Raw genomic sequence first — 21,186 nt, 5'->3', positions numbered from 1 at the left:
AGAAAGTTCCTTGTCTGGACAATCGGAATGGCTTGATTGAAGTGATCTTAGGGGGTGTCCACGTAGCATCGCAAGCTGGGGCCCTAGGCGTCACACTTGAGCGAACTGTTGTGCATCAGCCAGCCAGCGATCAATAACCAGATCGACCCGCTGCGGGTGCTGCCGGGTAAAGACCACTGCGGCTTCCTGTATTTGTGGGAGCAGATCGGCATCGCGGACCAGATCAGCGACGCGGAACTGTACCAGGCCGGTCTGGCGTGTGCCGAGCACTTCGCCGGGGCCGCGCAGTTCCAGATCCTTTTCGGCGATGACAAAGCCATCCGAGCTTTCCCGCATGATCCCCAGGCGTTCGCGGCCCAGTGCCGACAGCGGGGCGTGATACAGCAGGACGCAGTGACTGGCAGTGTTGCCGCGGCCGACCCGGCCGCGCAGCTGGTGCAGTTGCGCCAGGCCGAGGCGCTCGGGGTTTTCAATGATCATCAGGCTGGCATTGGGCACATCCACGCCGACCTCGATCACGGTGGTGGCGACCAGCAGGTGCAGGTCGCCATCCTTGAACGCCTGCATGATCTCGGCCTTTTCCGTTGCCTTCATACGCCCATGAATGAGACCGATCGACAGGTCCGGCAACTGTTCGCACAACGCTTGCCACGTCACTTCGGCGGCCTGGGCCTGCAGCTGCTCGGACTCCTCGATCAACGTGCAGACCCAATAGGCCTGGCGGCCCTCGGCGCAACCGGCGCGCACCCGTTCGACCACCGCATCGCGTCGGCTGTCGGACACCAGCACGGTATTGATCGGGGTGCGCCCCGGCGGCAGCTCATCGAGAATCGAGGTATCCAGATCAGCATAGGCGCTCATCGCCAGGGTGCGCGGGATGGGGGTGGCGGTCATGATCAGCTGATGCGGGGAGAAGCGTCCAGCCGCGCCCTTGTCACGCAGGGCCAGCCGCTGTTGCACACCAAAGCGGTGTTGCTCGTCGATGATCGCCAGCCCCAGGTTGTGAAACTGCACTTCGGCCTGGAACAGCGCATGGGTGCCGACCACCATGGCAGCATCACCCGTCGCGATCATCTGCAGCTGATTGCTGCGGGCCTTGCCCTTGAGCTTGCCGGCCATCCAGGCGACGGAAATGCCCAGCGGCGCGAACCAACGTTGGAAGTTGTTGAAATGCTGCTCGGCAAGGATCTCGGTTGGCGCCATCAGGGCCACCTGCCAACCGGCTTCCAGCGCCTGCAATGCCGCCAGCGCCGCGACGACGGTCTTGCCGGCACCCACATCGCCCTGGACCAGGCGCAGCATGGGCTGGGGTTGGCGCAGGTCAGCGCGGACTTCCTCCGCTACTCGCTGCTGGGCGCCAGTCAGCGGAAAGCCCAACTGGCTGATGAAGGTCTGCGCCAGTTCGCCGGGGGCCTGCATTACCGGTGCCCGATGGGCACGCACCTCGGCGCGCAGCTTGAGCATGGTCAACTGGTGGGCCAGCAGCTCCTCGAAGGCCAGCCGATGCTGGGCCCAATGGCGACCATCTTCCAGTGCCTGCAAGTCGACATCGGGCGGCGGTCGGTGCAGCGTGTGGATGGCCTCGCGCAGGGGCGGCAGCTGATACTGCTCGGTGAGTTCGGGGGCCAGCAGGTCAGGCAGGCTGTTGCCTTGATCCAGCCAGGCGAGGGCAGCATCAGTGAGGCTGCGCAAACGCTGCTGCGACAGGCCTTCGGTCGCCGGGTAGATAGGCGTCAGGGTGGTGGCCACCGGCGCTGCCTGCTGGCTGTCCAGGTTTTGCATTTCCGGATGGTAGATCTCCAGCCCGGAGGCGCCGGGGCGCACCTCACCGTAGCAGCGCCAGCGGCTGCCGCGCTGCAGGTTGGACTTCAGTGCGGCGGAAAAATAATAGAAACGCAGGCTCAAGGTGCCGCTGCCATCCTGGATGCGGCACAACAGGCTGCGACGTCGCCCCATCACCACCTCTGCCCCCAGCACGACACCTTCAATGACCGCGTCCATGCCTGGGCGCAGAGCACCGATTGGCGTGATGCGGGTGCGGTCCTGATAGCGCAGCGGCAGATGAAACAGCACATCCTGCACGCTGCTCAGACCGAGACGGTCCAGCTTGTCCGCCAGCGCCGGGCCGATACCCTTGAACACCGTCAGCGGTGTGCGTTCCAGCTGCAACGTCATGGTGTCATCAAGCCCGGCGCTTATCGGCGGGGTCGCCAACCGAGCACAGGCGAATCGAGTCGCTGAGAATTTCCACTGCCCGTGGGCGTGGGAAGCTGGCGCGCCAGGCAATCGCCACGGTGCGGAAGGGGACCGGCGAACTGAATGGTTTGGTCAGCAGTAGATCGGAGCTGTAGTAACGATCATCGGCGGCCGACATCGGCAGCACCGTCATGCCCATGCCCGAGGCAACCATGTGGCGGATGGTTTCTAGGGAGCTGGATTCGATGGTGGTGTGCTTGAGCTGTTCATCGCTGCGGCGGGTGGTGGGGCAGGCTTCCAGGACCTGATCACGGAAGCAGTGACCTTCGCCGAGCAGCAGCAGGCGATCATCATCCAGGTCATCCAGCGACACGTAGTCGCGCTTGGCCCAGGCGTGATCGGCCGGGATCAACAGGCTGAAGGGTTCGTCATACAGCGGCTTGGTCAGAATATCCGGCTCGCTGAATGGCAACGCGATGATGATCGCGTCGAGCTCCCCATTGCGCAGCTTGTCGCGCAGGATGTGGGTGTAGTTCTCCTCGATGTACAACGGCATTTCCGGGGCCACCCGGTGCAGCTGTGGAATCAGGTGCGGGAAAAGATACGGCCCGATGGTATAGATGGCGCCGACCTTGAGCGGGGCCGACAGCTGATTCTTGCCGGCGCTGGCCAGTTCGCGGATGGCCATTGCCTCTTCCAGTACCCGCTGGGCCTGGGCGACGATCTTCTCACCCACGGGGGTGACCCGCACGGCACTCTTGGTGCGTTCGAAGAGCATGATGCCCAGCTCTTCCTCCAGTTTCTTGACGCCGACACTGAGCGTCGGCTGGGAAACATGGCAGCGCTCGGCGGCATGGCCGAAATGCTGTTCCTGGGCCAGAGTGACGATGTAACGGAGTTCGGTCAGGGTCATGTCGTATACTGCTCGCGGAGATTTTCAGCAAGCATAGCGGGTTGATCGATAGAGGAAAACAATCAGCATGAAACATGTAGTTATTGCCGGCTGCGGTGATGTGGGAACGGCGCTTGCCGAGCGTCTGTTGCAGCGCGGTTGGCAGGTCAGTGGACTGCGCCGCGACCCCTCGGCTTTACCCGGGGATATTGGCCGGATCGCTGCTGACCTGACCCAGCCGCAGAAGCCGGCTGACTGGCCGGAGCGGGTCGACTATGTGGTTTACTGTCCGGCCGCCGGGCGGCGTGATCCCGACTTGTACCAACAGCTCTATATCGATGGGCTGCAGCATGTTCTGGGCTGGCTGAAGGACAGTCGGCATAAGCTGCGTCACCTGCTGCAGGTGTCCAGTACGGCGGTCTATGCCCAGAGCGAGGGTGAATGGGTAACCGAGAACAGCCCGGCGCTGGCCCAGTCAGCAACCGCATCCTTGTTGATCCAGGCCGAGGACGTGGCGCTGCGCAGCGGCGTCCCGGCATCGGTGGTGCGTCTGGCTGGTATCTACGGGCCTGGGCGCACGCGACTGATCGAACAGGTGCGCAGCGGATTGCATGTGCCGGAAACGCCGGTGCAATACACCAATCGCATCCATCGGGATGATGCCGCTACGTTATTGGAATGCCTGTTACTGGCTGCTGACCAGGGCGAGTTGCTGGCGCCCTGCTATCTGGGCGTAGACGATGAGCCGGCGCCCTTGCACGACGTGGCGCAGTGGCTGGCAGAGCAGGTGGGTGTGGAACTGCTGGCCGAAGGGCCTACGGCCAATCGGGTTGGCAGCAAGCGCTGCAGTAATGCGCTGGCGCGGGAGATGGGGTGGGAGCCGGTGTATCCCAGCTACCGGGAGGGTTACTCGAGCATGCTCGAGTAACCTCAGCGGCAAACGTCCAGCTATGGGTGTACCTGTGGGGCGGGCCCGGTAGGAGCTCCACGGGACACCACGGCGATCGCTTAGCCGACGACCAGGATACCGTCCATCTCTACCGGCACACCCTTGGGCAGCGCAGCGATGCCGATGGCGGCGCGGGCCGGATAGGGCTGTTCGAAGTAGCGGCCCATGATTTCGTTGACGGTACCGAAGTTGGCCAGGTCGGTCAGGTAGATGTTCAGCTTGACGATGTCCTGCAGCTTGCCGCCAGCCGCTTCAGCTACCAGTGCCAGGTTGTCGAATACGCGGCAGACCTGGGCCTCGAAGCCTTCAACCACTTCCATGGTTTGCGGGTCCAGCGGGATCTGGCCGGACAGGTAAACGGTGTTGCCGACCTTGATGGCCTGGGAGTAGGTGCCGATGGCGGCGGGAGCGTGTTCGCTGGTGATGACTTGCTTGTTCATGAAGGTCTCCATCTGGATTCAGTTTTTAAGGCGGGTAATCCGTAGCACGCCTTGCAGCGCACGGATCCGCTTGATCAATTGGGAAAGGTGCAGCCGGCCGCGCACGCGCAGCACCAGTTGCACCACGCTGATGCGACCATCGCGTTCGTCCACGCTGATTTTGTCGATACTCGCATCGGCTACGGTGATGCTGGTAGCGAGCTGGGCAATAATGCCGCGCTGATGCTCCAGTTCCACGCGCAGCTCCACGGTGAATTCGCCACTGACATTCTTATCCCAGGTCAGTTGCAGAATCTTTTCATTATTGTCGTGGTGTTCCGCCAGGTTCTTGCAGTTTTCCTGGTGAATGACCATGCCCTTGCCGGTAGTGAGGAAGCCGACAATGGGATCGCCCGGAATAGGATTACAGCAACGCGCAAAACTGACCACCAGCCCTTCGGTACCGCGAATGGCCAGGGGTTTCTCTTCGCTGCGGGGTTGCTGGATAACGGCGTCGCTGCGCGTTGCCTCGGCCTCGGCCGCGGTATCGCCTGCCAGCAGGCGGCGTGCAGTCACATAGGCCATGCGATTGCCCAGCCCGATGTCCGCCAGCAGATCTTCCAGCGTCTCCATGCGGCAGTCAGCCAGCACGCGCTTGATCTGCCGCTCGGGAATTTGCTCCAGACTGGTATCGAAGCTCGCCAGCACCTTGTCCAGCAGCCGCTCGCCCAGCGCAATGGATTCGGAGTGGCGCTGGTGTTTGAGTACATGACGGATATTGCTGCGCGCCTTGCCGGTGATCACGAAGTTCAACCACGCCGGGTTGGGCCGGGCGCCTGGGGCGGTGATGATTTCCACGGTCTGGCCGCTTTCCAGTGGCTCGGACAGCGGCGCCAGGCGGCGATTGATACGGCAGGCGATACAGCTGTTGCCCACATCGGTATGCACGGCGTAGGCGAAGTCGACCGGTGTGGAGCCCTTGGGCAGTTCCATGATCCGGCCCTTGGGCGTGAAGATGTAGACCTCATCGGGGAACAGGTCGATCTTGACGTTCTCGATGAACTCCAGCGAATTACCCGCGCGTTGCTGCAGTTCGAGTACACCCTTGAGCCACTGACGGGTGCGCGCATGGTTGCCGTTGATCACCTCGTCCTTGGACTTGTACACCCAGTGTGCGGCGATACCGTTATTGGCCAGCTCTTCCATCTCTTCGGTGCGGATCTGGATCTCGATCGGTACGCCATGCATACCGAACAGGGTGGTATGCAGGGACTGATAGCCGTTGGCTTTGGGAATCGCGATGTAGTCCTTGAAGCGGCCAGGGAAGGGCTTGTACAGGCTGTGCACGGCGCCCAGCACGCGATAGCAGGTATCGGCCTTGTCGACGATGATCCGGAAGGCGTAGACATCCATGATCTCGTTGAACGCTTTACGCTTCTCGCGCATCTTCTGGTAAATACCGTACAGATGCTTCTCGCGGCCCAGCACCTTGCCTTGCAGCCCCTCGCGCTCGAGACAGGCTTCCAGGGAGTCGAGGATCTTGTTCAGCAGCTCCTTGCGGTTGCCACGGGCGTCACGCACAGCCTGGGCGATCATCCGCGAGCGCATCGGATACATGGCGCTGAAGCCCAGGTCTTCGAACTCGGTGCTGAGACTGTGCATGCCCAGGCGGTTGGCGATGGGCGCGTAGATTTCCAGGGTTTCCCGGGCGATGCGGCGGCGTTTTTCCGGCTTCAGGGCGCCGAGGGTGCGCATGTTGTGCAGGCGGTCAGCGAGCTTGACCAGAATGACCCGGATATCGCGGGCCATGGCCAGGGCCATTTTCTGGAAGTTCTCAGCCTGGGCCTCGGCCTTGGTCTCGAAGGTCATCTGGGTCAGCTTGCTGACGCCGTCGACCAGCTCCGCCACGGTATCACCGAACTGCGCGGTGAGGGCTTCCTTGGGGATGCCGGTATCCTCGATCACATCATGCAGCATGGCGGCCATCAGGCTCTGATGGTCCATGTGCATATCAGCAAGGATGTTGGCTACCGCCAGCGGATGGGTGACGTAGGGCTCGCCGCTGCGGCGGGTCTGGCCGTCATGGGCCTGCTCCGCATAGAAATAGGCGCGGCGTACCAGGTTGACCTGATCGGGTTCGAGGTAGTCATCCAGCCGATCGGCAAAGACTTCTATACCGGACATGCAACTCTCCTGCACCCTGCTGTCAGAGCAGTTTGAACGAGGTCGCATGGCCATCGCAACCGCTTACTCCGGCAGTTCGGTTTCCAGCGAGTACAGCGGCTCCTGCTGTTCACGCAGAGCTTCTTCGGCCATGATCGCGTCGGTGATCAGGCCTTCGGCGATTTCACGCAAAGCCACGACGGTGGGCTTGTCATTTTCCCAGGCAACCTTGGGTTCCTTGCCGCCAGTAGCGATCTGACGCGAACGCTTGGTGGCCAGCATGACCAGCTCAAAGCGGTTGTCTACATTTTCCAGGCAGTCTTCAACAGTGACGCGGGCCATGGTGTACTCCGAACGGCAGAAAAAAGAAAATCGGGAAGCGCTTGGTAAAAACGCGGGACCGAACAGTTTACCGGTTAACCAGTCAGTCTGACAACAGGCCGGTAAGAAGGTGCCGGTGCAGATCCTGCTGGTGGGCGAGGGTCAGACGTCCGCTGCGCAGGATTGCTTTGAGGTCATCCAGGGCGGTATGGAAGTCATCGTTGATGACAATGAAGTCATATTCCACGTAATGACTCATTTCTTCCACCGCCTGCGCCATGCGTCCGGCGATCACGTCGTCGCTATCCTGCCCGCGATTGCTCAGGCGATCCTGCAGGGCGGAGCTGCTTGGCGGCAGGATGAAGATCGAGCGGGCCTGGGGCAGCGCCCGCCGCACCTGCTGGGCACCCTGCCAGTCAATTTCCAGAATCAGATCATGACCTTCGGCCAGAGTCTGTTCCACCGTGCTCTGGGAGGTGCCATACAGATTGCCGAAGACTTCTGCATGTTCGAGAAAATCACCCTGGCCCACCTGTTCGAGGAAGCGTTCGCGGCTGGTGAAGTGATAATTCACGCCATCCACTTCGCCAGGGCGCATCGCCCGGGTGGTATGGGATACCGACACCCGCAGACTGTCGATCTGCTCGATCAAGGCCTCGACCAGGCTGGTCTTGCCCGCACCGGACGGGGCGGAAACGATATAAAGAGTACCGGTGGCTTGGCTCATGGCAGGTTCCTGACGGGATCAACGAAGTGGCGGGATTATAAAGGCATTGGCCGGCGCCGTCATTTCGGTATGGCCGGTTAGGTGCGACCGGCGAGGTGCGGCCGACTAGTGCCGGCCATGAATATCAGCTACGTGCGGTCCGGCTCTCGGGCGAGGCATCCTCGAAGCGATCGACCTGGCGCAGCGTGCGGAATGCCGCGGCCCAGCCGGCCACCACGCCCAGGGTGCAGAAGGCACCGATCAAGGCGGCCGGTACCGCGCCGAACCAGGCCGCGCTGGTGCCGGCGCGGAAATTGCCCAGTTCGTTGGACGAGCCGATAAACAACATGTTGACCGCATTGACCCGGCCACGCATGGCATCGGGCGTGGAGAACTGGATCAGCGCCGAGCGGATATACACGCTGACCATGTCTGCGGCGCCGGCTATCAGCAGCGCAACGAAGGACAGCCAGAACAGCGTCGACAGCGCGAACACCAGATTGGCCACACCGAAGATCGCTACCGCGATAAACATGGTGCGCCCGACATTGCTGTTGAATGGCCTGGCGCTCAGGTACAGGCCCACGCAGATTTCACCCACGGCCATGGCGCTGCGCAGAATGCCCAGGCCCTCGGGGCCGACGTGCAACACATCGCTGGCATAGATCGGCAGCAGAGCGACCACACCGCCCAGCAGCACGGCGAACAAATCCAGGGAAATGGTGCCGAGAATGATCGGCCGGGTGCGAATGAAATGCAGCCCGGCGGTAAAGCGCTGCCAGCCGGAGGTTTCGGTAATCTGCATGGCTTCGGCATAGAGCACCGGTACGCGGCTGAGCAGCAACAACCCGCCGGCAAAGCACACCAGGCAGATCGCATAGGTCAGCTCACCGCCGCCGACGGCGTAGAGCACGCCCCCCAACACCGGACCGAGGATGGTCGCGGTACGCATGATGGTGCTGTTGGCGGCGATCGCCTGGGCCAACTGATCCCGCGGCACGATTTGCGGCAACAGGCTTTGTAGGGCCGGCCCGATGAACGCCCGCGAGCAGCCGTACAGTACCAGCGCACCATAGAACCAGCCCGGCTCATGCTCGCCACGTGCGGTCAGCCACAGCAGGATGCCACTGCAGCCCGCCGCGCCAGCCCAAGAGAGAGCGAGAATCAGTTTGCGGCTGTAGCGATCGATCAGGTCGCCCGCAGGCATCAGCAGAAACAGCATCGGCAAAAACTGCGCCAGCCCGACCCATGCCAGCGACAACGGATCACCGGTAATTTCGTAGATCTGCCAAGCGACCACAATGGCCTGGATCTGCATGGCAAATACCGCCAGCAGGCGGGCGATGACGAAGGGCATGAAGCCCGGCTGACGGTAGACGTTCAAGCGGGAAGCGGAGAGAGCCAAGGTGACATCTTCGGTGCGGGATGGATGAGCAGCACATGATAGCAGCGGACGCCCATGGCGTCAGCGCGGGCGGGCAGAGGGGAAATCATGAGCATCAACTGGAGCATGCTGATCATTGGTGGCCTGTTCGAGACCGGCTTCGCCGTCAGTCTTGGCAAGCGCAGCAGGCCAGCGGCAAGTCTCTCTCATTCCTGAAGCGGGAGCACATGCTGTACGGGCAGTTTTTCTAACCAAGCTTGAGCTTCCTGGCAGAACGCTGCCCTCTCGGCCACTTTGCTTTTCCTTAGTTACCGTTATCAGGATTATGGATTCTCCTTGTACTGAGGCTGAACATAGCCTGACATGACGTGGAGTGAATAGAAAAGTCGACAACAACAATACTGGTCGCTGTAGCGGTCTGAGGCTTCACTATGATTCTGACTGACCTGCCTGAACACAACCTGAAGCGCTTTGGCGAATACCCGTTCCTGTACTTCAATGGTCAGGCCTTGAGCAATCGCTATCTTCTGGGCACGGCTAATCGCATGGCGGCGGGGCTCCAGGCGCAGGGCGTCAAGCCTGGTGATCGGGTCATTGTCTGCATGGCGAACTCGCCAGAGGTTTTTATCGCCTACCAGGCAGTCATGCGCGCCGGTGCGATTGTGCTGCCGGTGATGCACGTGCTCCACCCCAAGGAAATCAGATTTATCGCGAGCGCGTCCGAGGCCTGCGCGATCATTACCAGTGCCTCGGCGCTGCCCAATGTGCAGCAAGCGGTAGAGGGCCTTGCAGTGCAGCCGCTACTGCTGGTTGCTGGGCTGGATGCGGCGAATGCCGGCTTGGTGAGTGAGCGGACTATGGACCTTCAGACGCTGGTGGAACTGGCGCCAGAGCTGGTTCAAAAACCCGATCTGCAACCGGACGATACGGCGGTGATTCTGTTTACCTCCGGCACAACAGGCCAGCCCAAAGGCGTCATGCTCACTCACCGTAACCTCTACAGCAATGCCGCTGCGGCGGCGGCTCTGGCTGAACAGTCCGGCGAGCCGGCTGGCGTTACCCTGGGTGTACTGCCGTTGGCGCATATCTATGGTTTTACCACTGCCAATACGTTGTTTCTGCGAGGGGGGACGATCGTCGTGCTGGCGAAGTTCAGTGTCCCCGAAGCCTGTCAGGCGATTCAGGAACACAGGATCCGCCGCTTCAGCGCCGTGCCGGCCATGATTCAGGCACTGATGGCCGATCCCGCGACGGATAACTACGACCTTTCGAGCCTGGAGATAGTGGGGTCCGGCTCCGCTCCCATGCCAGTAGCCTTGATAGCCGCGGTTAAACAGCGGTTTGGTGTCGATGTGTACGAAGGTTACGGCTTGTCCGAGGCCGCTCCGACAGTATCAGCGCACCGTACCGGTGAGCCGCTCAAGCCTGGATCGGTGGGGCGCGCTTTCCCGGGCGTCGAGCTACGCATCGCTGATGAGGCCGGGCAGCCTCTGCCCGTAGGAGAGATCGGCGAATTACTGGTGCGCGGCGAAAATATCACACCTGGGTACTACCAAAACGAGGCAGCAACCAGAGCTGCGATTCAGAACGGCTGGCTCCATACTGGTGATGTTGGACGCCTTGATGAAGACGGCTATCTCTATATCGTCGACCGCAAGAAGGATCTGATTCTGCGGGGCGGCTTCAATATTTATCCCCGCGATCTGGAGGAGCTGATTATTGCTCATCCAAGCGTGGCGGAAGTAGCGGTGGTGGGCGTGCCGTCGGAACGCATGGGTGAGGAGGTAATCGCCGTGGTTGTACCTGTCCCGGGTGCCATGGTGACTGAAGCCGAATTGCTGGACTACTGCCACGAGCACTTGGCGAAATATAAAACGCCGTGCGGCATCGTTTTCGTTGAGGCGCTACCTCGCAGTGGTGTGGGCAAAATACTGAAGAAATCCCTGCGTGAACAGATAGCCACAATGGCCGCGGAGCAAGGCCTGATCTAGGGCTACGCCAGAATCCCCGATGACCGAAAGAGCACAAGCTTTGCTTGACCTGATGCCCCTTTCGATCTTAGCCTGACAAGTGTCAGCCAGATTGAAAGTGGGGCAAGAAGCCCGCCAAGGACGGCCTGTTCCATACGCTACCCCCTGGGTCGTGAAAATAATAAAACCGGAGAAGATCCACATGAAAACCACGTTTCTCAAAGGTATCCTGAGCTCAGGCATATCGATCGCAGCCGTCCTTGCAATAAGCAGTGCCAGTCTGGCGAATGCGGCGGAATACAAAATGCCGCGCCTGCTGGCGATAGGTACATCCGGTACCTCCAGCGGTAGCTTTGCCTCGACCAATGGCTGGGGCCCGGTTTTTCAGAAAGAGACTGGCTCGAACGTCCGTATAGTCCCGGTGGATAACGAAGCCCAGCGCTACCGGCGGTTGACTGATCGCAGGGATCTGAGCATCAGTTCGGTGTCATCTGCGGAAATGCGCTTTCAGATCGAAGGCATTGGGGCCTATGCCAGCATGAAGCCGGTGGCCCAGCGCGTGATCTGGCACCATAACGACACGCCGTGGGGGTTTGTCGTTGCGGGTAGCTCTAACCTGCATACCATGGATGATCTGAAAAAAGGCAAGATCTCCGTCGCGCAGGGTGAATTCTCGCCTCCCATGGTAGTCGCTGTAACGAAAGCACTCCCTGCCTACCTGGACATGACGGATGAAGAGGTCTCTGAGAGATTCTCCTACGTGTCTGCAAGCAGCTACGCCCAGAGCTGTCGTTCTGTTGTGGAAGGCCGGGCTGACGTCGCCTATTGCGCGCCCACCAGTTCCATCCTCTCGGAAATGGAAGGCGCCCCCGGAGGAATTCGCTGGCTGCCGATGGACAGGGACAACAAGGAAGCGTGGGACCGGTTCCTGGAGCACCGCACGATGGTTGTGCCCACCACCATCAATCTGGGGGTTTCAACGGCAAGAGGTGTCGATGGTCTGGCGTCCAACTTCCTGTATGCCGTTCCGGCGGATGCCGATGAAGAGTTCGCTTACAACATGGCCAAGTGGCTCCATCAGTCCTTTGACAAGTACAAGAACACGCACCCTTTATCCTCTCGTATGGATCTGGCCGTTTTCCGGGAATACCTGGATCGCTCACCGCTGCCGGTTCATGAAGGCACCATCCGCTACCTGAAAGAAGTTGGCGCCTGGACCGCCGAAGACGATCAATGGAATCAGGCCGCAATCGAGAAGATGGATCTCTGGAACAAGGCACGCCAGGCGGCGCTGGATGAAGCAAGGGAGCGTCGGATCCCGGCGAGTCATAACAACGAAGAGTTCATGGCAATCATGAACGAGCATACGAAAGGGCTGGAGCATTTCCGCACCCGCCTCTAAGCAGCAGGGCGTGGCCGGGCCACGCCTCACAACATTCCCTTATCTTCGGAAGAAAACTCATGAAGTCTGATGCCGTCGCTCCTGAAAGTGTTGAGCATAGTTCTGAGGTAACTCGGCTTGGCGACGCGAACTCGTGGCAGAGTATCGTTTTTGTCACACTCTGTGTCTGTGGGCTGCTAGCGGGTATTGCCTATATTTTCGGGCTCACATTTGCCGGTCATCGGTTGCTCGAAGGAGAGTACTACTGGATCTTTATCGGCCTCTTCGCAGCGGCAGCGTTTATAGCGCTGCCCGGGAAGTCCGGCCAGTACAAGGTGCCATTCTATGATTTGATCGCGGCCGTGCTGGTAGTGGGCGTGAGTTTCTACTTTGCCGCCAATGCCTGGGATATGGCTCAGGCAGGGTGGAGCAACCTGTACATGGGCATTGTGGTCTGGCTGCTGATGATGGAGCTTGCCCGGCGCAGCGGTGGAGTGCCTTTCCTGCTGGTGGTTGTGCTCATTGGGCTGTATCCCCTGATTGCGGACTATTTCCCGGGCTTGTTCATGGGCCTCCCCTATCAGTTCGAGCACATGATTGACGCCCATATCTTCCGCACCGAAGGCATGATGGGCATCACTACCAAGATTGTCGCTGAGATTATCCTGGGGTTTCTGGTGTTCGCCGGCATCTTGCTGGCCACGGGCGCGGGCGACTTCTTTATTGACCTGGCCAACGCCAGTTTCGGGCGCTACCGCGGCGGCCCCGCCAAAGTGGCTGTGGTCGCCAGTGCTTTCATGGGAAGTCTCTCCGGTTCCATTTTCTCCAATATCGCCGGGACGGGCTCGATCACCATTCCGACGATGAAGAAGGCTGGGTATCCCGCGCATTACGCTGGAGCGATTGAGGCCTGCGCATCGACCGGTGGCGTGGTAATGCCGCCAGTCATGGGGGCGATCGCCTTCGTCATGGCGATCACCATTGGGGTGGATTACGCGGTCATCATGATTGCTGCGATCCTGCCGTCGCTGCTCTTCTACTTCGGCCTGATCTTGCAGGTGGATGCCTACGCCGCCCGCACCGGTATGAAGGGCATGGCCAAAGAGGACATTCCGTCGGCGCGCAAGGTTTTGCTGCGCGGGTGGCCGTTCCTGTTGGTGATGGTATTCCTCATCTGGGGTCTGCTGTATATGCGGTGGGAATACTATACGCCCTGGTATGCCTGCATCCTGATGATTGGCCTGTCCTTCCTGCGTAAAGAGACACGCCTGACGCCAAAGCGGCTATACAGTGCGATACGGCAGATTGGCGTATTGATCACCCAGACTGCCGCGATCATCTTGCCCATTGCCTTTGTCGTCAGTGCCTTGACCATTACGGGCGTGACCGGGTCACTGACCTCCGGTCTGGTGGGGCTCGGTGGCGATAACGTTTTCCTGGTCATTCTCTTCGGTATCGCGGCCTGTTTCATCATGGGCATGGCCGGCCTCGCTATCGTCGCCTATATCTTCCTGGCGGTGACACTGGCTCCAGCGATCATTGAAGTTGGCGGGCTGAATACCATCGCCGTGCATTTCTTCATCGTGTATTACGCAATGCTGTCGGTGATCACACCGCCTGTCGGCGCTGCGGCGTTCCTGGCTGGCACGATGGCTGGGGCGAAGCCGATGAAAACCTCGTTCACAGCCATGCGTCTCGGGGTGGTTATCTACTTTATCCCGCTGTTCTTCCTGTTCCAGCCTGCTCTGGTGCTGCAGGGAGACCTGACGCCGCTGTTGTACGTTCTGCCATCAATCATTGCCGGTATCATGCTGATTTCTGGCGGTCTTGAGGGCTACTTGCTGGGTGCGGGTCTGGTGAAACCGTGGCAGCGGTTGCCGCTGATTGTCGCCGGCTTTGTCTTCAGCTTCCCGGGAGTGATAACGACTATTGTCGGCGGCCTGGCATCGGCCCTGCTGGTAGCGATCATTTGGCGCCAGAATCGGCTGAGCCCGAGTCTGGCCTGACCGGCGTATCTGGCCAGGCAATCCGGAGGCAGAGATTCTTGATGGCTCCGGATTGCGGCCAGCTTACGCTGGCTGAACCGGTAGGAGGGGCTTGGCTAGCGCTGGTGTTCGGAGAGTTTTTCGATCATGGCAGTGACACCTGCCGCAATCGTGTCAACGATGACGTCGTCGTCAATGTCCTGATGCAACCAGTCGCGCAGGGGACCGAAGCCGGCAAGGTACATGATCAGGTTGGCAATGATGTCGGCTCTTGGGTCATTCTCCGCAAGATCCGCTCGTTCCCGCAGCTCCATCGCCATTTCCTGAATCACGAGTTGGTCACGGGCGCGCATGGCAGCGCGGTCGTCCTTCTGCAAATGAGGAACCGCACGGTAAGCGAGTATCGTACCCTTGCGTTTTGTCGTCCAGGATTCACGCAGATACAGGCGCAGGCAGTCCTCCAGCGAGGCCTCGGGGTCCTGTTTCAGTAGTTCATGCAGATTGGGCACCCCGGACCGAAACCAGAGCTTGTTCAGTAGGCGCCGAAGAATGTCGTTCTTGTTGGCGATGTAGTCATAGATGCTCGCCTGGTTGACGCCCGAGAGCGCGCAGATATCACGGATCGTTGTTGAGGCAAATCCCTTCTGCAAAAAGAGTTCAAGCGCCGCGTCGCATATCTGGTCCCGACGTTGTTCGGCAAGGGATGAGTCCTGAATACCTACGAGTCTGGCTTCGAACAGCGGATCCGGAGCATGTTCCGCTGACCCCGAACTGTTTTTATTATCGGACATTATTTAATCCATTACGGAAAGGTTCTGATACGTATCAGTATTGCGCTGCAGCGGTGGGGGACTGACAGGCAATAATGACAATCCTGATGCCTGTCAGTTTATCCGTCATGTTGGGCATGTGCCAGCGACGTTCGGCACAGACTTTGCCCACAACTTTGGAGAAATGGCCGCTAATGCCGCGCTACCCGTTTTTGACGGGCGCGCTGTCCGTTAGTCTTTCGACGGAGCGTAACGGCGGTTGAGTTTACGCATTCCGCCAATCCAGCGGTCGTAGTTCTCCACCTTGTTACGCATGTAACCAAGTACCTCTGGGTGGGGCAGGATCAGGAAGGTTTCTTCTTCGATTGCCTTGAGGCAGGCTTCTGCCACCGGTTCAGGCTCGAGCAGGCCGTCGATGCTGGCAACGCTGTCTTCTTTACCTTGGGTCATTGCGGTTCGCACAGCCTGGGGGCACAGCACAGAGACCTTGATCCCATCGTCACCATAGGTGAGCGCCAGCCATTCGGCGAAACCAACCGCGGCATGCTTGGTTACTGCGTAGGGAGCGGAGCCGACCTGCGAAAGCAGGCCCGCGGCGGAAGCCGTATTGAGCAAATAACCGCCGCCGCGTGCTTTCATGCGGGGCGCGAGATGTCGTGCGGCATAGATATGGGACATGACGTTGATGTCCCAAATACGCTGCCAATCATCGTTGGGAACTTCCGGACCGCCCCGCAGCAAGATGCCCGCGTTGGAGCAGAACAGGTCGATAGGACCTTCCTGCGTCTCGACGTCATCAATCAGTGCCTTTATCTCCTGCTCGGAGGCGACGTTGACCTGCCGGGCTATGCCGTCAACGGCTTCGGCGGTAGCGGCTGCTCCCGCACCATCAATATCTGCACAAATGATGCGCTTGGCTCCGGCCTCGTGGAAACGCAGAGCCAGGGCCCGGCCAATACCACCAGCCGCGCCGGTAACGACGACAATACGACCTCTTATATCCATGGTTGATAATCCTGTTATTTGATTTGTTTGTCGAAATGGATTGGCCGCTGAAGCGAGCCTTGTCCGCCTGTCCGGCGTGCTCGCAACAGACGGTGGGCTATCTGGCTGGTCGGCGGCCGCTCCGATTTCTCTCAGAATTAGCCGAGATTTTCGACGCGTTTCACCTCAGCCCGTGCAACAACATTATGATGCACCTCGTCTGGTCCATCGGCCAGCCGCAGGGTGCGCTGCTTCATATACATTTCGGTCAGTGGTGACCACTGGCTCACGCCTGTTGCGCCGTGAATCTGAATGGCCTCGTCGATGATTTTGCAGCATTTCTCCGGGACCATCGCCTTGGCCATGGAGACCCAGATACGGGCTTCTTTGTTGCCCAGCACATCCATGGCTTTTGCTGCCTTCAGGACCATAAGGCGCATCGCCTCGATCTCGATTCTGGCCCGGGAAACGGTCTCCATGTTCTTGCCGAGATCGATAATGCGTTTGCCGAAAGCCTCGCGCGAGATACCGCGTTCCAGAGTCAGGTCCAGCGCCTTTTCGGCGGCACCGATGGAGCGCATGCAGTGGTGGATGCGACCTGGCCCCAGGCGGACCTGAGATATCTCGAAACCCCGGCCCTCACCCCACAGAATGTTCTCTTTGGGCACCCTGACATTGTCTAGTTTGATGTGCATATGGCCGTGGGGAGCGTCGTCATGGCCGAACACGTTCATGGGCCCCAGTATCTGGACGCCAGGGGTATCCATGGGCACCAGGATCTGCGACTGTTGCCGGAACGCCTCTGCGTCTGGGCTGGTCTTGACCATGCAGATCATTATCTTGCAGCGCGGATCGCCTGCCCCGGAAATATAGTACTTGTCGCCATTGATGACCCACTCATCGCCCTCTAATACAGCGGTGGTGCCAATATTGCGCGCATCGGACGATGCTACATCCGGCTCGGTCATCGCAAAGCAGGAACGGATCTCGCCAGCCAGTAGCGGCTTCAGCCATTTTTCCTTTTGCTCCGGGGTCCCGACCCGCTCCAGGACTTCCATATTGCCGGTATCGGGCGCAGAGCAGTTCAGCGTCTGGGAAGCCAGAGGGTTCTTACCCAGCTCGAACGCGATATAGGCATAGTCGAGGTTGGATAGCCCTTCACCGGTTTCCGCATTAGGCAGAAAGAAATTCCAGAGCCCGGCGGCCTTTGCCTTGGCCTTGGCACCTTCGATCAACTCCAACTGTCCCGGCACATAACTGAAACGATCTGCCCGACCTTCGCCCAGCCGATCGTATTCTTCCAGTATCGGATCCACGTTCTCGCGCACATGCTTGATTACAGCTTCAAGCAGCGGCTTGGCCTTCTCTGATATGGCGAGGTTATTGAGGTCATCACGGTTATTGTCATTATTCACGTGCAGTTCTCCTTGGGATATCGGTAGCACGGCTTTGGTTCGGGGCCGATGGGAATCGACTCATTCAGATATGGTTCCGCCGGCAATGGGAGGGGGTACAGGTTTAGCCGGAGAGAAGAGCTCATCTTGCTTTCCTGACAGCTGTCAGCTTCACGCTACGATTGATGCCGGGGAGGTGTCAAGGCAGGTGGCTATAAGGAAGGGAGCTGGCCTGGAGAAGTTTCAGGAAAGGGAAGGGGGTGATCGGAGCAAACGTCGGCCTGGCCTGGTGTTGCGGGGTCATTACCAGGATGTATCTAGTGATATCACCCTTTTCGAGGGCATCAGGTCAGGCCGCTTGGCTCACTCGATATTCTGAACCTGCTCTCTCATCTGCTCGATATACACCTTCAGATCCACCGCTGCCTGGGTGCTGCGGGCGTCGATGGCCTTGGAGCCCAGGGTGTTGGCTTCGCGGTTGAATTCCTGCATCAGGAAGTCCAGGCGGCGGCCGATGGCGGCCTTGCTGTCGAGTACATGGCGGGTTTCGTTGATGTGGGTGTCGATGCGGTCGAGCTCTTCGGCGACGTCGATCTTCTGCGCCAGTATCACCAGCTCCTGTTCGATGCGGGTGCTGTCCAATTCCAGCTTGGCTTCATTGAAGCGATCGATCAGCTTCTGGCGGTGGGCGGCGAGTAGGGTGGGCATCATCTCGCGTAGGGTAATGACCCGTTCGGCCATGCTGTCGAGGCGGCTTTCGATCAGCTCGCGCAGTTCGGCGCCTTCGCGGGCGCGGTGCGCTTTGAGTTCTTCCAGCGCCTGATTGAACAACTGGTCGGCCTGCGCCTTGAGGTCTACCTGGTCACGGCCCTCGCCACCGAGCACGCCTGGCCAGGACAGCAGTTCCAGCGGGTTGATGGGCGCCGGATTGTCCAGTTGCTTGCCGATGCGCCCGGCAGCCTCGATCAGTTGATCAAGCAGGGGCTGGTTGAGGCTCAGGTCGGGTGCGGCGTCTGTGGCCGGGTTGAAGCGCAGGGTGCATTCCACTTTGCCGCGGGCGATGTGTTTGCGCAGGCGTTCGCGCAGCGGGCCTTCCAGATCGCGAAAGGCGTCGGGCAGGCGCAGGGTGGATTCCAGGTAGCGATGATTCACCGAACGCAACTCCCAGGCCAGATTCCCCTGATCGGTGCTGAGTTCGCTGCGGGCGAAGGCCGTCATGCTGAATACCATGGGTCCACTCCAATTTGTCTATTTATTGCTCGGCGGCGGGCATTGTACTCCGCCAGTCGGCTCGGGGGTACAGGCTGCTGTTGTACCGCCGGGCAGGCTCCGTATAATCGCCGCTCACACATGCAGTAAGGAATTGAACAGATGATACGACCCAGCGGCCGCGCGGCAGACCAGATGCGTCAGGTAACCCTGACCCGCCATTACACCAAGCATGCCGAAGGTTCGGTGCTGGTTGAGTTCGGCGATACCAAGGTGATCTGTACGGCCAGCGTGGAAGGCGGCGTGCCGCGTTTTCTGCGCGGCACCGGCCAGGGGTGGATCACTGCTGAATACGGCATGTTGCCGCGAGCGACCGGTGAGCGCATGCAACGGGAGGCGAGCAAGGGCAAACAGGGTGGGCGGACCCTGGAGATCCAGCGGCTGATAGGACGTTCGCTGCGCGCGGCGGTGGATTTGAAGGCGCTGGGTGAAAACACCATTTATATCGATTGTGACGTGATCCAGGCCGACGGTGGCACCCGCACTGCGTCCATTACCGGAGCCTGCGTGGCGCTGGTCGATGCGCTGCGGTCAATGAAGCAGCGTGGCGCAATCAAGAAGGTACCTTCGGTGCAGATGATCGCGGCGATTTCGGTGGGTATCTACCAGGGCTCGCCGGTACTGGATCTGGACTACCCGGAAGATTCCGCAGCCGATACCGATCTGAACGTGGTCATGACCGATAAAGGCGGCTTTATCGAGGTGCAGGGTACTGCCGAGGCGGCGCCGTTCACGCCCCAGGAGCTGACTGCCATGCTGGAGCTGGCCACCGCGGGCATCAACGACCTCTTCGCGGCGCAGCTGGTAGCGTTGGCGGACTGATTCTTGACCGGCGTTAAGACAGTCTTGTGGTGTTCGACTATCCTGACGCTAAGCATGATACCCATCAATACTATGAGGAGCCGCGAGCATGATTGATGATGAGTCGCGCATCGAGACGCTGGAACCGGATAAGGATGCTCGCCTGTGGGCGATGATTGCGCATCTGGCCGGGTTTCTCGGTTATTTCCTTCCGGTAATCGGCAGCCTGATCGGCCCGCTGATCATCTGGCAGATGAAGAAGGAGCTGCATCCCTTTGTCGATGACCAGGGCAAGGAGGCGCTCAATTTCCAGATTACGGTCGCCATCGCGGTGCTGGTCTGCCTGCTGCTGATGATCGTGGCGATCGGCTTTCTGCTGATCTGGGTGGTGGGGATCGGTGCGATCGTGCTGATGATCATCGCCGCGATCAAGGCCAACGAAGGTACGGCCTATCGTTATCCGTTCTGCCTGCGCTTGATCAAGTAAGGCCTGGCCGGCCACCGCCCGGTGGTCGGCTTTTCCAGTGTTATCCGATTCCCTCGATTCTTGCGGCGCTTGCTGATCGCGCCGGCCCGATCTTGCTGAACGAGCCGGGCGTGGCAGGGCGGATCAGGGGGTAGCGGCGACCGCGGTGGCGTTCGCTTCGCTGTCCAGCACCATGGTTTCAATATCCTCGATCACCTGCAATGCAGCCAGCGGGCCGCCAGTGGAGGTCCACACGGAACCGTCGACGGCGCTGTACTGATTGGCCTTGACCGATTCCATTTGCAGGAACATGGGGGTTTGCTCCGCCTGACGCATGGCGTTTACCGCATCGCCAGTGGTGGCCAGGGTGCCGACGACCAGCCAATCCGCGTCCAGCATGGCCAGTGATTCCAGGCTCAGCGACATGGAGTGGGTGGTGCCCGGCTCCTGCTGATGAGCCGGGCGCACCAGACCCAGGTCATGGGCAACGGTACTGGCGAAGGAATCCTTGAGCATGTAGGCCGGCCCTTTGGGGTTCCAGCGTGCAATGCTGATCGTTTCGCCCTGATGCTCGCTGAGCTTGTCGCGGCCCTCGGCGGCGCGGGCCTTGTAGCGCTCAAGCAGTTGCTGGCCTTCGGCTTCTCGGTTGAGGATATTGGCGACGCGCAGCGTGGCGTCCATCCAGTATTCTCCCAGCGCATAGGACACGGCGGTCGGTGCGATTTCATTGAGAATCGCCAGCTGCTCGGGTTTCTGCGGGCCGGTGAGGATCAGGTCCGGCTGCAGCTCCAGCAGGGCTTCCAGGTTGGGATCGTTGAGGAGGCCGACCGAGCGGGTCTGCGCCGGTACCTTGCCTTCCAGATAGCGTGGTGGCGACGCCTGGCCACGGCCATCGGTGGTGCCCACCGGGGTGATACCCAGAGCCAGCGCGGTATCGAGGTCCAGTTCACTGAGGGTCACGATACGCTTGGGCTCGGCGGGGACCGTTAATTGGTTGCCCTGGGCGTCTTCGACCTGACGGGTCTCGGCCAAGGCACCGACGCTGGCCAGCCCGGCCAGCAGCAGCGCCAGGGCGCTGCGATAGATTGATGTGGTCATGGGAATGTCCTGTGACGGGGAAAGTGAGGGGATGATAT

Annotated in this window: 18 protein-coding genes; 6 read left to right on the top strand and 12 right to left on the bottom strand. The window is 60.1% G+C overall.

Features of this window, described 5'->3' with window-relative positions:
- Positions 1-90 precede the first annotated feature (90 nt).
- A complete protein-coding gene (gene recG / locus QAO71_RS16275; protein ID WP_036992105.1) occupies positions 91-2,175 on the bottom strand; it encodes an ATP-dependent DNA helicase RecG in 2,085 nt (694 codons plus the stop codon).
- Between the two features lie 7 nt (positions 2,176-2,182).
- On the bottom strand, positions 2,183-3,109 hold the full coding sequence (locus tag QAO71_RS16270; RefSeq protein WP_036991782.1) for a hydrogen peroxide-inducible genes activator: 927 nt from the start codon (positions 3,107-3,109) through the stop codon (positions 2,183-2,185).
- A 67-nt stretch (positions 3,110-3,176) separates the two neighbouring features.
- Between QAO71_RS16270 and QAO71_RS16265 the strand changes: the two genes are divergently transcribed.
- A complete protein-coding gene (locus QAO71_RS16265; protein WP_280164905.1) occupies positions 3,177-4,016 on the top strand; it encodes an SDR family oxidoreductase in 840 nt (279 codons plus the stop codon).
- Between the two features lie 80 nt (positions 4,017-4,096).
- Here QAO71_RS16265 and QAO71_RS16260 read toward each other — a convergent pair whose 3' ends face one another.
- From QAO71_RS16260 to QAO71_RS16240, 5 genes are all read right to left on the bottom strand, one after another.
- The gene (locus tag QAO71_RS16260) at positions 4,097-4,477 is read right to left on the bottom strand and encodes a RidA family protein (protein ID WP_036992108.1); all 381 of its coding nucleotides are present in this window, start codon (positions 4,475-4,477) and stop codon (positions 4,097-4,099) included.
- A gap of 18 nt (positions 4,478-4,495) precedes the next feature.
- Positions 4,496-6,640 (bottom strand): bifunctional GTP diphosphokinase/guanosine-3',5'-bis pyrophosphate 3'-pyrophosphohydrolase, encoded by a 2,145-nt coding sequence (gene spoT / locus QAO71_RS16255; RefSeq protein ID WP_036991786.1) that lies wholly within the window; start codon positions 6,638-6,640, stop codon positions 4,496-4,498.
- A gap of 63 nt (positions 6,641-6,703) precedes the next feature.
- A complete protein-coding gene (rpoZ, locus tag QAO71_RS16250; protein ID WP_036991788.1) occupies positions 6,704-6,961 on the bottom strand; it encodes a DNA-directed RNA polymerase subunit omega in 258 nt (85 codons plus the stop codon).
- An 82-nt stretch (positions 6,962-7,043) separates the two neighbouring features.
- Positions 7,044-7,667: a guanylate kinase gene (gene gmk, locus QAO71_RS16245; protein WP_036991789.1), complete on the bottom strand. Its 624-nt coding sequence runs from the start codon at positions 7,665-7,667 to the stop codon at positions 7,044-7,046.
- 124 nt (positions 7,668-7,791) lie between these two features.
- Positions 7,792-9,051: an MFS transporter gene (locus tag QAO71_RS16240; protein WP_280164904.1), complete on the bottom strand. Its 1,260-nt coding sequence runs from the start codon at positions 9,049-9,051 to the stop codon at positions 7,792-7,794.
- A gap of 410 nt (positions 9,052-9,461) precedes the next feature.
- On the opposite strand from QAO71_RS16240, the gene QAO71_RS16235 reads away from it, so the two are divergent.
- From QAO71_RS16235 to QAO71_RS16225, 3 genes are all read left to right on the top strand, one after another.
- A complete protein-coding gene (locus tag QAO71_RS16235) occupies positions 9,462-11,021 on the top strand; it encodes a long-chain-fatty-acid--CoA ligase (protein WP_280164903.1) in 1,560 nt (519 codons plus the stop codon).
- A gap of 181 nt (positions 11,022-11,202) precedes the next feature.
- A complete protein-coding gene (locus QAO71_RS16230) occupies positions 11,203-12,402 on the top strand; it encodes a TAXI family TRAP transporter solute-binding subunit (protein WP_074778865.1) in 1,200 nt (399 codons plus the stop codon).
- A gap of 59 nt (positions 12,403-12,461) precedes the next feature.
- A complete protein-coding gene (locus QAO71_RS16225; RefSeq protein ID WP_280164902.1) occupies positions 12,462-14,387 on the top strand; it encodes a TRAP transporter fused permease subunit in 1,926 nt (641 codons plus the stop codon).
- Positions 14,388-14,482: 95 nt separating this feature from the next.
- Here the strand turns inward: QAO71_RS16225 and QAO71_RS16220 are convergent, their stop codons facing one another.
- The 4 genes from QAO71_RS16220 to QAO71_RS16205 form a co-directional block, all read right to left on the bottom strand.
- Positions 14,483-15,157 (bottom strand): TetR/AcrR family transcriptional regulator, encoded by a 675-nt coding sequence (locus tag QAO71_RS16220; protein ID WP_036991801.1) that lies wholly within the window; start codon positions 15,155-15,157, stop codon positions 14,483-14,485.
- 210 nt (positions 15,158-15,367) lie between these two features.
- Positions 15,368-16,141, bottom strand: coding sequence for an SDR family oxidoreductase (locus QAO71_RS16215; protein ID WP_136868632.1), 774 nt, complete (start codon positions 16,139-16,141; stop codon positions 15,368-15,370).
- A 137-nt stretch (positions 16,142-16,278) separates the two neighbouring features.
- Positions 16,279-17,535 carry an acyl-CoA dehydrogenase family protein gene (locus QAO71_RS16210; protein ID WP_036991804.1) on the bottom strand — a complete coding sequence of 419 codons (1,257 nt, stop codon included), beginning with the start codon at positions 17,533-17,535 and terminating at the stop codon, positions 16,279-16,281.
- A 342-nt stretch (positions 17,536-17,877) separates the two neighbouring features.
- The gene (locus QAO71_RS16205) at positions 17,878-18,744 is read right to left on the bottom strand and encodes a YicC/YloC family endoribonuclease (RefSeq protein ID WP_280164901.1); all 867 of its coding nucleotides are present in this window, start codon (positions 18,742-18,744) and stop codon (positions 17,878-17,880) included.
- 141 nt (positions 18,745-18,885) lie between these two features.
- Here QAO71_RS16205 and rph point away from each other — a divergent pair, with 141 nt between their 5' ends.
- Positions 18,886-19,605, top strand: coding sequence for a ribonuclease PH (rph, locus tag QAO71_RS16200; RefSeq protein WP_136868634.1), 720 nt, complete (start codon positions 18,886-18,888; stop codon positions 19,603-19,605).
- Positions 19,606-19,693: 88 nt separating this feature from the next.
- Positions 19,694-20,071, top strand: coding sequence for a DUF4870 domain-containing protein (locus tag QAO71_RS16195; protein ID WP_036991855.1), 378 nt, complete (start codon positions 19,694-19,696; stop codon positions 20,069-20,071).
- A gap of 123 nt (positions 20,072-20,194) precedes the next feature.
- Here the strand turns inward: QAO71_RS16195 and QAO71_RS16190 are convergent, their stop codons facing one another.
- The gene (locus QAO71_RS16190; RefSeq protein WP_280164900.1) at positions 20,195-21,148 is read right to left on the bottom strand and encodes an iron-siderophore ABC transporter substrate-binding protein; all 954 of its coding nucleotides are present in this window, start codon (positions 21,146-21,148) and stop codon (positions 20,195-20,197) included.
- Positions 21,149-21,186: the final 38 nt, after the last annotated feature.

It is taken from the genome of Halopseudomonas sp. SMJS2 (assembly GCF_029866945.1).
In the GTDB taxonomy this organism is placed as follows: Bacteria; Pseudomonadota; Gammaproteobacteria; order Pseudomonadales; family Pseudomonadaceae; genus Halopseudomonas; species Halopseudomonas bauzanensis.
The sequence above is the reverse complement of the archived record's forward strand: the minus strand, read 5'-3'. Positions and strand labels throughout refer to the sequence as shown.